The sequence below is a fragment of the Sphaerotilus natans genome (assembly GCF_900156335.1).
Taxonomy (GTDB): Bacteria; Pseudomonadota; Gammaproteobacteria; order Burkholderiales; family Burkholderiaceae_C; genus Sphaerotilus; species Sphaerotilus natans.
In genome coordinates this window covers 1-12185 of record NZ_FTMZ01000011.1, presented here as the reverse complement: position 1 = coordinate 12185, position 12185 = coordinate 1, and the positions used below count along the sequence as shown (strand labels likewise).

Here is a 12185-nt window from a genome sequence, read left to right as displayed (position 1 = left end):
GAGTCGACACAGCAAGCCTATCCCTCGACGATGGCAAGTCGAAAACTCAAGGAGTTCTCCATGTTCAAGAAAACTGTCGCAGCTCTGATGCTGGCCGGTCTGGCTTCGGGCCAGGCGTTTGCTCTGCAGGACGCCGGTGCCGAGACCGACGTCAGCGGCTTCATCACCATCAACGCTTCGGCCTACCAGGCTGGTGCTGGTCAGCTCGGTCTGGTGGATGACCGCACCGGCGACACGCTGCTGACCAGCTACAGCGTCGATCCGGTGTTCGGCAATGCCTACGCTCTGATCGTTCCGGACACCTCCAGCTCGCTGACCTCCTACACCTTCAATCTGGCGGGTACCCCGACGGTGGCTGGTGACAGCCTGTACTTCCGCCTGTTCTCGGCCGAGCAAGTGGGTTCGGCCGACTACACCGGCACCGACGGCTTCACGGTCACCTACTTCAACATCAACGGCACCCAGTCGAGCTACAGCTGGACGGTGGCCGATTCGGCTGCCAACGGCTCGGCCTTCGATTCGGGCTGGCTGCAGATCGCTCCGCTGGCCGGCACCCAGTCGATGATGGTGTCGCTGTACGAAACCTCGGCCGACGGCCTGAACAACCCGGTGCTGGGTGTCGACTTCTCGCCGGCCGCTCCGGTGCCGGAACCCGAGAGCATCGCCATGATGCTGGCCGGTCTGGGCGTGCTGGGCGCTGTCAGCCGCCGTCGCGCCAAGAAGGCTGCCTGAGTCAGGGCAAGAGCCAGAGGGAGACCACCTGAAAAGGCACTCCCTCCGGGCATGACAAAGGCCACCCTCGGGTGGCCTTTTTTGTGCCGCTTCGACGTGTCCCCTCAGGGCTTGCTGCTGATCGGGGCGGCAGGTTCGGCCTGGGCCTCCAGGAAGGCGCGCAGTCCGGGGCGACGGGCGTCACCCCATTCCACCATGTCCTCGGTCATCATCGGCATCGAGCCGAGCATCGTGACCAGCACGTTCTCGACCACCTGCTCGCGCGGGCCCAGGCGCGCGGCCTCTTCCCAGGTGGCGAAGAGCGTTTCCGCTTCGGTGCCGACGGTGTAGCGCATCAGCGCCAGATTGGCCCATGACAAGGCGTTGGTCGGACGGATCTCGACCGACTTTTCCAGCGAAGCCACGGCCTTGCGATAGGCATCCGTCACTTCCGGCGAGCCCGTGCCCCCGTTGGCGTTCCACAGCGACTGGGCCTTGACCGCATGCAGCTGCGACATCGAGTCATGCAGCGCTGCATCTTCCGGGGTCAGCGCCAGCGCGCGCTCGAGCTGCTGGCGCGCGTGTTCCCACTCGGCCTCGTCGAATTCCTTGCCCAGCTCGGCCCAGCGCGCCACTTCGTAGCGGCTGGACGTGGCCAGCCAGTCGGAGGCCATCAGCACGGCCGACTGCTGGACCACGCTGGCCGCCACGGCGCACAGGCTGACCGCCAGCAGGATGTCCAGGGGGCGAGAACGCAATGAGCGGCGGCGTGGCATGGGGGTGACAGCCATGAAGTCAGCGCCGTGCGCCGGAAAGGAAAGGCAGATCCCTCAGCCGGAAGCCGCGACGGGAGCCGTCCGCGGTGGGCGCAGGCATGACCGGATCTGGCTGTGCCAACGAGACCTCGGGCATCGTGGGCAGTGGGGCAGGGCGGGTGCTCTGGAAGGCGGCGGTGGCCATGCCGCGTCGTGCGGTGCCTGCGCGGTCGGTGGCAGCCTCAGGCTTGAAGCTGCTTGACACGGGTGCCGGAGATGCCGCTGCAGCAGGTGCGCGAGCCCGTGGGGGCAGGGCCACCGGCGCCAGCGGCTCCAGATCGCTCAGCTTCAGGCCGCGCAGACCATTGGCGCTGCTGGTGCTGCTGCTGGTTGCTACTGCAGCCGGGGCGGGTGCCGGGCGCAGCACCGGGGGCGTGACAGGCGCGGCCGTGACCTCAGCGACAGCCGCAGCCACTGGCTGAGGTTCGACCGCCACCGGCGCAGGTGCAGGCTCAGGGGCTGCAGTGGGTACCGTCGATGCGGATGCCGGCTTCAGCCTCGCCCAGAGCGACTGCATCAGCGTTGCGCCGGAGGACGGCGCTGCGGGCGCCGGTTCGGGCTTGGGTTCCGGCTCGGGCAGATCTTCCAGCAGCACGGCTGCAGAAGCCCGTTCGGTCTCCGTCTCCGCTTGAACCGGCTGCGTGGTGGCGCGCGGCCAGATCCGCGGTTCGGCCACCGGGGCCTGGACCGGGATCGGCGCGGGCGCCGGCAAAGGTGGCCGGCTCGGCGGGCGCGATGCCGGCTGCATGCCGAAATCCGGCAGATGCCAGTCATCCTCGCTGGAGGCTGAAGGGTCGGCCGCAGCCGCAGGCGAGGGCGCCGCCTGCGGCTGCGGCGGAAACAGGCTGTCGCCCAGGCTCGTGGCCCCGGCCTGGGCCGAGGCTTCGTTCAGCCCGTCCACCACCGTGTCGATGCGGAAGTCGGTCAGCGACCAGCCGGGCCTGGACGTCTCGCCCGAGCCTGCCGGGCCAGCGGGGGCCTCTTTCAGACCGAACGAGCCGTTCATGGCGCTGGCCTGCACGGCCGGCAGATCGTCGAGCTGGTCCAGGCCGCTGCGCCAGGTCGAATCCTCGGCATCCGCGTGTCGCGGCAGGTCGCGGAAGACCAGCTTCTGCTCGCCTGCGCCCAGCGCGAACGAGGACACGCCGGCGATCTGCTGTGGCGTCAGCACCATCAACCGCTCGGCCAGCGCCGCGTCGTAGTGCTCCTGCAGCCACTGTCGCGCTGCACTCATGCGCGGCTTGCGGCCAGACAGGTTGTGCGCATCCGAGGCCACCACATCGGCCCAGTCGGCATCGAGCAGATGCCGCGCGGTCGCGTGGGCCTTGCTGCCGAACTCGCCGATCACCGATCCTGCCGTCAGCTGAAAGCGGCAGCCCATGCGGCGCAGCGCCTCCAGCCGCGAGGGCTGCTCCATCACCGCCTTGTTGCGCTCGGGGTGCGCGATCAGCGGCGTGATGCCACGATCGATCATCAGGCCGACCAGCCGGTCGGTGCCCACCGGAATCTGACCGTCCGGCAGCTCGATCAGCGCGGTCGACGGCCCCACCAGGCTGCCGTCGAGCAGCGGCAGACGCCGATGCTCCAGCCAGTCGATGATTTCCGGGCAGATCCGCACCTCGGCCGCCCAGGTCATCGTCAGCGCCAGACCTTCGGCGCTGACCGCCGTCTGCAGCCGCTCGAAGGCCTCGGCGATGCGGTGCGGCGTGTTGTCGAAGACGCCGGGATAGATGTGGGGCGTGGCCACCACATGCTCGATGCCATCGGCCACCAGGGCCCGGGCCAGCTTCAGCGCATCGTCGAGGTTGCGCGGGCCGTCATCGATGCCGGGCAGGACGTGAACATGAAGGTCAAGCATGCAGGCCGATCAGGTGGTCGTGGCGGGGGTGGCCGGCGGCTGCGCGGCATACCCATGATAGTAGGTGTTGCCGTATCCACCGTTGACAGACTCGCCGTAATAGCGCTGCGCGTCCTCGAAGTCCAGACCGTTGACGATCACGCCCATCACGTTGGCGCCTGCACGCTGCAGCCGGCTCAGGCCCTTGCGGATCACCGGCACCGGGGTCTCGGTGGCGCGCACCACATAGATCGTGCTGGTGGCCATCGGCGCGATGGAGAGCGCATCGCTGACCAGCTCCACCGGCGGGGTGTCGATCAGGATGAAATCCAGCTGCGGCTGCAGGTGGCGGATCGCCTCCTTGAAGCGCTGCGACAGCAGCAGGTCCAGCGGATTGGGCGGAATGTCGCCCGCCGGCATCACCAGCAGCGAGCTGCCTTCCACCGCGTGCACGCATTCCTTCAGCGAGGCGGTGCCGGTCACCAGGTTCGACAGGCCCTTGGCGTTCGGGGCCATGCCCAGACGCACGCCCACCTGTGGACGGCGCATGTCGCCGTCGATCAGCAGCGTGCGCTTGGTCTGCGACAGCGCCAGCGCCAGGTTGATCGCCGTCGAGGTCTTGCCTTCGGCCGGCACGCTCGAGGTCACCACCAGCAGGCGGTGGCTCTGGTCGACATTCGAGAGCTGGATGCCGGTGCGCGCGGTACGGATCGCCTCGGCATGGTGCGAGTTGGGTTCGCGGATGAAGATTGTCGAAACATTCTCCAGCTGCTCGCCCGACAGCGCCGGCAGCACCGCCAGCACCGGCTGGTGCAGCTTCAGCTCGGCCGACTCGCTGCCCTTGATGGTGTTGTCCATCCGCTCCAGCAGCAGCGCGCCCATCGAGCCGATCATCAGGCCCAGCACGAAGGCCACGATGATGATCTGGCCCTTGTTCGGCTTGACCGGCACGGCGGTCACCACCGCCGGATCGACCACCCGCGCGATTGCGGCCTGAATGTCGCTGCCGGCATCCATTTCCTTGGCGCGGCCCATGAACAGGTCATAGAGCTGCTTGTTCGAGGCTACCTCGCGTTCCAGCACCTGCAGCTGGAATTCCTTGCGGTTCACGTCCTGCACGCCGCCGGTGGCGGTCGACAGCGCGGTTTCCAGCGAGCGCTCCGACTGCCGCGCCAGGTTGTATTCCTGCACCATGCTGCGCGCCACCGAGCGGCGCTGCTGCTCCAGATATTTGCGTGCAGCCGCCAGAGAGGACTGCGCCTCCTGCATCTTGATGTGGTTCGGTCCGAGGTTCTCCGACAGTTCGGCGACTTCCTTTTGCGCGGCGGCTTCTGTGCGAAGAGCCTCCTGCACACTGGGGTGGTTCAGCACCGCAGGAACATTGCTGTAGTCGCCGTTGCCTGTCGAGCCGATCAGGTTGTAGGTGCCCTCCAGCTGGAGCCGGCGTGCGCGTGCCTCGACCAGGCGCTGCGTCACCTCGTTGGCCTGCATGCCCGCCAGCGCCTGCGCCGAGCCGCTCAGGCTCACCAGGCCCTTTTCCTCGCGGTAAGCCTGCAGCGCCAGCTCCGAGGCTTCCAGGTTCTTGCGCAGCTCGGACGCACGCTTTTCCAGCCAGCCGTTCAGGTTCTGCGCCAGCTTGAACTTGGCATCTCGATCTGATTCGATGTAATTGGCCGCGATGTCGTTCGCGATCTGTGCCGCCAGCTTGCTGTCCGGCGACTCGAAGCTCACCTTGACCAGCTGGCTCAGCCGCACCGGCTCGATGGAAACACCCCTCATCAGCGGGCCAACGGCCGCTTCAGCCAGCTTCTGCTCGTCCCACTCGACCTTGGGTGGCGCCATGCCCAGCATCGCCTTGGCCTTGGCCGACAGTCCGTCCTCGCCCTTGCGCGGGTCGAAGTCCGGGTTGTTCCAGAGCTTTAGCGTCGTCACGGTGCGCATCGCTACCTCGCGCGACTTCAGGATCTCCACCTGCGTCTGGTAGTGCTCCTTGCTCTGCATCGCGCTGCCGAACATGTCGTCCATCGACAGAAACTTCGGCTTGCCCGGCTCGATCAGCACCGTCGCGGTCGACTTGTAGACCGGCGTCATCGAGAAGGCCACCGCCGCGCCCAGCGCGGCCAGGGCCGTGGCCAGACCCAGGATCGGCCACTTGCGCTTCTTGATGCTGCGCCAGTGGTCCAGCAGCGCCAGCTTGCTTTCCTCCGACAGGCCGATCTGGACAGGCGCAAACGGAGGCACCGGCTGCGCCGGAACCTGGCTCTGCGCAGCGACTTGAATCTGGTTCATAGGATGTTGAGAAGACTACCGGGGCTGTTGAGACGGTTCTGGAACATGCCTCCCGGGAGCGCTCCAGACCACGGCCAATAGTACGGTCAGCATGGCTGCATTCGCGTTTATCTGGAGATTCAAGTCCAGCGTTGCGTGCAAGAGGGCGCACACAATTCCCATGCCACACCCGGCCGCCACGCCACGCACATGCGGCCCCTGCCGGTCTTTCATCAGCTGCACCGTGCGGCCTGCCGACAGCAGTATCAGGGCGCCCAGCAGCGACAGCCCGATCAGGCCGGTGTCGGTCACGATCTCGACATAGTCGCTGTGGGCGTGGTCGTAGAAAAACTTCGTGCTCTCCACCTTGTAGCGGGTGAAGGCGCTGTAAAAGGCGCCGGCACCGAAGCCGGTCCAGGGCCGCTCCTCGATCATCGCCATCGCGTCGCGCAGCGGGCGGGTGCGCTCGTGCAGCGTTTCCTCGCGGTACTGCGGCATGTCTGGCGCCCGCTGAGCCGTTGGCGGAGACGCTCCCGAGGCTGCAGCGCTGGCGGCTTCCTCCTGCTCGGCCTTCAGCGCCAGCTCGGTGGCGTGCATGCGCTCGATCACCTTCGAGAGCCCGATCCACTGCCCGATCACGATCAGGTCGATCACCAGCAGGCTGGCCGCCAGGATGGCCGCCGGCCGACGCAGCTGCGGCGAGCGCCCGACGATCCACAGCGTCACCAGCATCAGCGCCACGAAGAAGGCGCCGTTGCCCAGCCGCGAGCGGGTCAGCACCAGCGCGATCACCATGATGATCAGCATCAGCCGCACGATCATCTTGGTCGACATCATGAATTCCAGCGCGCCGTGCAGCCGGTGTCGACGGCGTCGGGCCTGCGCCGGCTGCATGCCCATCTGCGACAGCATCACCGCCACGCCCGCCGACAGCGCGAAAAGCAGGTAGTTGGCCAGTGCATCCGGCCCGGCAAAGGTGCCGGTCGCGCGCAGGCCCTGCACGAAGGCCTCGTCCATCAGCGTGTAGCGCCCGTCGGACGAGTACAGCACGATCGCGATCATCGCCTGCACCACGCCGGCGATCATCATGCCGCTCAGCAGCGCGGTACGCCGGCGGTCTGAAGTCACCAGCAGCAGCACCAGCCAGAACATGCCGACATAGCCCAGGCTGCGCAGCACCATCAGCCGCGTGTCATGTGGCGCCTCCGTGTAGCCCCAGGGCGAGAGCTGGAAGGCGCACCAGGCGGTGAACAGCACCAGCAGGCTCAGTGCCAGATGGGCGCCCCAGCCTGAGCCGGTGCGCACCGGTGCGGTGCGGTCAGGCAGTCGCTCCGATCCGAACAGGCGCAGCAGCCCCGTCAGTGCCAGCAGCACCCAGACGACAGCCACATACAGCGCCATCGGCCACTGCCGGTTGCTGCCCAGCGGCAGCGGCAGCCAGACGAGCGACAAAATGAAAAGACCCAGCAGGCCTCGTTCCGCCTGCTGGGTCAGGGATCGCGACTTCAATGGCAACCCGTTCGGTCGGTGTTGGATCCGATCTGGATCAGATCGTGCTCGACAGCGTCTTGTTGGCGCCGCTGTTGGTGATCGGCGGGACGATCACGACCGGAGCCGGCGCAGCCGGGGTGGTGACCACGCGGGTCACCGGCAGCGGGTTGGCGCCCGGCAGGGTGATGACGGTGCCCGGGGTCGGGGCCGACGGCAGCGTGACGATCACGCCCTTCTTCGGGGCCGTGGCGGTGGCCTTGCCGATGATGATCACGGCAGCCGAGGCGTTGACCGAACCGAACATCGCGCCCATGGCGATAGCCGCGACGGCCAGTGCCTTCCTCTTGTCCTGAAACTTCATGCTTTCGCTCCTGAAAGTTGAGCCGTCCCTCAAGCTGCGGACGGACGAAGTGAAAATATTCCACTCCTATTTTGGAGTCTGCGTACTTTCCCGGGGAAGCTCAACCCCCGCAATCGTGTGGGTTGCACACGCCTGCAGGCATCGATCCAAGCGGCCCAGCACGACAGACCGGATCAGATGCTTCTGGGCGTACTGGTTGGCCCGGAGCCCCAGCTGCTGACGCAGCGCGGGCGAGTCCGCCAGTTCGATCAGCGCATCCGCGAAGGCCGGGTCGTCCCCTGGGGGAACCACCCGGCCGCATTCGCTGACAACATGCGCCAGCTCGGTGCCCGGTTCGGTCGTGGTCACTACCGGCCTGCCGCTGCCCAGCATGCCCGAGAGCTTGGATGGCATCACCAGATCGGCCGCGCCCGGGTTCTGCGGCAGCATGTGGATGTCTGCGGTGTGCAGCAGCTCGGCCAGCCGCTCGGCGGGTTGCAGTGGCAGCATGCGCACGTTGTCCATGCCGGCGCAGGCCTGTTCCAGGTGCGGCTTCATCACGCCGTCGCCACAGATCACCATCACCAGCTTCGGATGGCTGCGGATCCGCTGGGCCACCTTGGGCAGCAGTTCCAGACCCTGCTTGCCGCCGAGCGTGCCCGAGAACAGCGCGACGATGGCGTCATCCGCAATGCCCAGTTCCTGCCGGTAGCGGCTCGGTCCCGAGAAGGGGCGTGCGGCCTGGTCATTCACCCAGTTCGGCAGGAACACCAGCCGATCACGCTCCACGCCCTTGCTGCGGGTGCGGTCCAGCATGCGCCACGAGATGGTCGACACCCGGTCGAAGCGGCGCAGCAGCCATTGCTCGATGCCGGTCACCAGCTTGCGCACGATGCCGTTGGCGCTGATCAGCCCCAGCTCGAAGGCGGCATCCACCTCGAAATCCTGCACATGCAGCCAGCAGCGCGCACCGGACAGGCGCGCCGTCAGCCAGCCGCCGGGGGCCGAAGTCAGGGCCGGGGCCACCACCATCACCACATCAGGGCGCCAGAAGAGCTGGCGGGCCAGCACCGGCAGTGCTGCCACCGAAAAGCTGGTCAGATGGATGATGCGCTTGAGCCCGCTGGGCTGGGCGGGCACCCACAGTGGTACGCGCCACACGTCGACGCCCTTCCACGCGTGCCGGGAGTAGCCGTTGCGCCATCCGTCGCCAATGCGCCAGTCGGGGTAGTAGGGCGGGGCGGCCACGACGCGCACCTCGTGCCCCATGGCCACCAGCTCTGCGGCCATTTCGCCGGAGTACTTGCCGATGCCTGTGGGTTCGGGGTGGAAGTTGATGCCGTGGATCAGGATCCGCATCGGGTTGTGCTCGCCTGGAAAGTGTTGTGGTCGTCGGGACGCAAGTGGGGCGGATCGGGTCCGATGGACGCTCTGACCGCAAGCACAGGCTGTGCCCGCTCCCCTCTCGCTCTGTCGTCTGAAGTGTAGGGGCTTGCCCTTGCTTCCGACCTGCTCCGATGTCACGCCACACCCCGAATGCGGTGCCAATCTGGCATTGCCGAGAAAAACGACTCAGTCCGCCCTCATCTCCGACTCAAGTCGGTAGACATCGCGGACGGCAATCCGATCTACTACTGACAAACACTGACAAAGATAGGCGGATCAGGCCTGCGCGTGGTGCGCCAGGGCCCGCGATCAGAGGGGTGAGGAGGCATCAATCCGGTTGCCGGCTGACACACAATTTGCATGCCGTGTCGTGCTGCAGTGCAGCAAGTCTGCGACACCTCGCCAGTCTGAGTCCCGCGTTGTCTTGCCCTCTTTCTTCATCTTCTTGCACCATGAGCGCTATCTCACCGCAATCCAAGATCTTCATCACCGGCCATCGCGGCATGGTCGGCAGCGCCCTGGTGCGCCGACTGCAGGCCGGCGGCTACACGAACCTCATCACCCGCAGCCGCACCGAGCTGGACCTGCTGGACCAGCGCGCGGTGCAGGCCTTCCTGGCCGAGGAGAAGCCGGACTACATCTTCATCGCCGCTGCGCGGGTGGGGGGCATCCAGGCCAACAACATCCACCGCGCCGACTTCATCTACCAGAACCTGATGATCGAGGCGAACCTGATCCACGGCGCGCACCTGGCGGGCGTGCAGCGGCTGATGTTCCTGGGCTCGAGCTGCATCTACCCGCGCGACTGCGCGCAGCCGATCCGGGAGGACGCGCTGCTGACCGGCCCGCTGGAGCCGACCAACGAGCCCTACGCGATCGCCAAGATCGCCGGCATCAAGCTGGCCGAGAGCTACAACCGCCAGCACGGCCGGCAGTACGTCAGCGTGATGCCGACCAATCTGTACGGCCCGAACGACAACTACGACCTGGCCAACAGCCATGTGCTGCCGGCGCTGCTCCGCAAGTCCCACGAGGCCAAGCTGCGGGGTGACGCCGAGTACGTGGTCTGGGGCACCGGGCGGCCGATGCGCGAGTTCCTGTACGTGGACGACCTGGCCGACGCCTGCGTGTTCTTGATGGAGCAGGGCTACGACGGCCCGCTGGTGAACATCGGCACCGGCACCGACGTGACGATCCGCGAGCTGGCCGAGACGGTGATGCAGGTGGTGGGCTTCGAGGGTCGGATCGTCTTCGACGACAGCAAGCCCGACGGCACGCCGCGCAAGCTGCTCGATGTCAGCCGGCTGGCCGGCCTGGGCTGGACGGCGAAGACGGCGCTGCGCGACGGCATTCGCCTTGCTTACGAAGCTGCACCGTTCTTCAAGTCCTGACACCTGTTTTTCTGGCAGCTCGCGGCAAAGTTCCGGGCGGCTTTTTCGGCTCTTTCTTTTTCACTCACCTTTCACAGACGAAAGCGAAACACACCCTATGTCGACGAACTCGAACACCCGCAAGGTTGCCCTCATCACCGGCGTCACCGGCCAGGACGGCGCGTATCTGGCCGAACTGCTGCTGAAGAAGGGCTACGAGGTCCACGGCATCAAGCGTCGCTCCAGCCTGTTCAACACCGACCGCATCGACCATCTGTACCAGGATCCGCATGTCGACGGTCGGCATTTCACGCTGCACTACGGTGACCTGACCGACTCGACCAGCCTGGTGCGCATCATCCAGCAGGTCCAGCCCGACGAGATCTACAACCTGGCGGCGATGAGCCATGTGGCGGTGTCCTTCCAGGAGCCGGAATACACCGCCAACGCCGACGGCATCGGCACGCTGCGCATCCTGGAGGCCATCCGCATCCTGGGCCTGACGAAGAAGACGCGCTTCTACCAGGCCTCGACCTCGGAGCTGTACGGCCTGGTGCAGGAAATCCCGCAGAAGGAAACGACGCCGTTCTACCCGCGCAGCCCCTACGCGGTGGCGAAGATGTACGCCTACTGGATCACGGTCAACTACCGCGAGGCCTATGGCATCTACGCCTGCAACGGCGTGCTGTTCAACCACGAGAGCCCGCTGCGTGGCGAGACCTTCGTGACGCGCAAGATCACGCGCGCCATCGCGCGCATCGCGCTGGGGCTGCAGGACTGCCTGTACCTGGGCAACATGAGCGCGCTGCGCGACTGGGGCCACGCGCGCGACTATGTCGAGATGCAGTGGCTGATGCTGCAGCAGGACCAGCCGGAAGACTTCGTCATCGCCACCGGCGTGCAGTACAGCGTGCGCCAGTTCGTCGAGCGTGCGGCGGCCGAGCTGGGCGTGACGGTGCGCTTCGAGGGCGAGGGCGAAAAGGAAATCGGCATCGTCGAATCGGTGACGGGTGACCGGGCCAAGTGCAAGGTGGGTGACGTGATCGTCCGTGTCGATCCGCGCTATTACCGCCCGACCGAAGTGGAAACGCTGCTGGGCGACCCGACCAAGGCGAAGGAAAAGCTGGGCTGGGTGCCGACGACTTCGTTTGAGGAACTGGTGCGCGAGATGATCGAGGCGGACTACACCTCGGCGCGCAAGGACAGCCTGGTCAAGCTGGCGGGGTTCCAGGCGTTTGACCACCATGAATGATTTCCCTGTCAATCTTTATATAAAGAACTTCAAATTATAAAGAACTTCAAATGATCCTCATCACCGGCGCCGCCGGCTTCATCGGCGGCAATTTTGTTCATCACTGGTTCGAGCGCAGCGAAGAGCCGGTGGTGGTTCTGGACAAGCTGACGTACGCGGGCAACCCGGCGACGATCCAGTCGCATCTGGATGCCGGGCGGTGCACGCTGGTGCAGGGCGACATCGGCGACCGCGCGCTGGTCGAGCGGCTGCTGGCCGAGCACCGCCCGCGCGCGGTGCTGCACTTCGCGGCCGAGAGCCACGTCGACCGCAGCATCCACGGTCCCGGCGAGTTCATCCAGACCAACATGGTCGGCACCTTCGAGCTGCTGGAAGCCGTGCGGGCCTACTGGGGCGCGCTGCCGGCGGATGACAAGGCGGCGTTCCGCTTCCTGCACGTCTCGACCGACGAGGTCTATGGCTCGCTCTCGGAGACCGATCCGGCCTTCAGCGAGACCACGCCCTACGCGCCCAACAGCCCGTACTCGGCCAGCAAGGCGGGATCCGACCACCTGGTGCGGGCCTACCACCACACCTATGGCCTGCCGACGCTGACCACCAACTGCTCGAACAACTACGGGCCCTATCACTTCCCCGAGAAGCTGATCCCGCTGATGATCCTCAACGCCCTGGAGGGCAAGCCGCTGCCGGTCTATGGCGACGGCCAGAACATCCG

10 protein-coding genes are annotated in these 12185 nt (G+C 66.3%); 4 read left to right on the top strand and 6 right to left on the bottom strand.

Annotated features, from left to right (window positions below; all coding sequences use genetic code 11):
- Positions 1-60: 60 nt before the first annotated feature.
- Entirely contained in the window at positions 61-732 is a 672-nt protein-coding gene (locus tag BW996_RS21910; protein ID WP_241461898.1) for a PEP-CTERM sorting domain-containing protein, read from the top strand.
- A gap of 104 nt (positions 733-836) precedes the next feature.
- Here the strand turns inward: BW996_RS21910 and BW996_RS11070 are convergent, their stop codons facing one another.
- From BW996_RS11070 to BW996_RS11045, 6 genes are all read right to left on the bottom strand, one after another.
- Positions 837-1469: a hypothetical protein gene (locus BW996_RS11070; RefSeq protein WP_037480053.1), complete on the bottom strand. Its 633-nt coding sequence runs from the start codon at positions 1467-1469 to the stop codon at positions 837-839.
- A gap of 37 nt (positions 1470-1506) precedes the next feature.
- On the bottom strand, positions 1507-3384 hold the full coding sequence (locus tag BW996_RS11065; RefSeq protein WP_051631745.1) for a tyrosine-protein phosphatase: 1878 nt from the start codon (positions 3382-3384) through the stop codon (positions 1507-1509).
- Between the two features lie 9 nt (positions 3385-3393).
- On the bottom strand, positions 3394-5652 hold the full coding sequence (locus BW996_RS11060) for a GumC family protein (protein ID WP_037480050.1): 2259 nt from the start codon (positions 5650-5652) through the stop codon (positions 3394-3396).
- Positions 5653-5667: 15 nt separating this feature from the next.
- Positions 5668-7083: an O-antigen ligase family protein gene (locus BW996_RS11055; protein WP_037480048.1), complete on the bottom strand. Its 1416-nt coding sequence runs from the start codon at positions 7081-7083 to the stop codon at positions 5668-5670.
- Between the two features lie 94 nt (positions 7084-7177).
- Positions 7178-7483, bottom strand: a complete 306-nt coding sequence (locus BW996_RS11050; RefSeq protein ID WP_037480045.1) for a hypothetical protein — start codon at positions 7481-7483, stop codon at positions 7178-7180.
- A gap of 66 nt (positions 7484-7549) precedes the next feature.
- On the bottom strand, positions 7550-8821 hold the full coding sequence (locus tag BW996_RS11045; RefSeq protein ID WP_076458899.1) for a glycosyltransferase WbuB: 1272 nt from the start codon (positions 8819-8821) through the stop codon (positions 7550-7552).
- A 479-nt stretch (positions 8822-9300) separates the two neighbouring features.
- Here BW996_RS11045 and BW996_RS11040 point away from each other — a divergent pair, with 479 nt between their 5' ends.
- The 3 genes from BW996_RS11040 to BW996_RS11030 all read left to right on the top strand — a co-directional run.
- Entirely contained in the window at positions 9301-10239 is a 939-nt protein-coding gene (locus BW996_RS11040; RefSeq protein WP_037480042.1) for a GDP-L-fucose synthase family protein, read from the top strand.
- Positions 10240-10336: 97 nt separating this feature from the next.
- Positions 10337-11470, top strand: coding sequence for a GDP-mannose 4,6-dehydratase (gene gmd / locus BW996_RS11035; protein WP_037480039.1), 1134 nt, complete (start codon positions 10337-10339; stop codon positions 11468-11470).
- A 50-nt stretch (positions 11471-11520) separates the two neighbouring features.
- The coding region (locus BW996_RS11030) for a dTDP-glucose 4,6-dehydratase (RefSeq protein ID WP_139330843.1) at positions 11521-12185 on the top strand (665 nt) is incomplete at its 3' end.